The sequence below is a fragment of the Cupriavidus sp. SIMBA_020 genome (genome assembly GCF_046535395.1).
Taxonomy (GTDB): domain Bacteria; phylum Pseudomonadota; class Gammaproteobacteria; order Burkholderiales; family Burkholderiaceae; genus Cupriavidus; species Cupriavidus campinensis.
On the sequence record NZ_JAWRWU010000521.1, the window covers coordinates 1 to 274 of the forward strand.

The following is a 274-nucleotide window of genomic DNA, read 5'->3' on the forward strand; positions in this document are numbered from 1 at the left end:
GGATTTAATTGACTACTATTCACTGGAATTAAGACATCATGAGCATCCAAATCACCATTGTTATGAAGCTCTTCAATCTGGTTCTGTGTTGCTAAGCTAGACTGACTTATTTGTTGATTTGATGCTAAAGGAGCAGATCTTGGATTTACATCACAATCAAATCTATTTCTGCAAGGGGGTTCTTCAATATAAGTTGACAGCTGTACTTTTGCTAAAAAATCGGCGCGACCATCACCATTAAAATCCATTGCCTGAAATGTATTATCTTCCTTAT

Annotated in this window: 1 protein-coding gene; it reads right to left on the bottom strand. The window is 36.1% G+C overall.

What is annotated here, in order from left to right; translation table 11 throughout:
* A partial coding sequence (locus SB751_RS30325) for a hypothetical protein (protein ID WP_410749062.1) occupies positions 1 to 274 on the bottom strand: 274 nt, incomplete at both ends.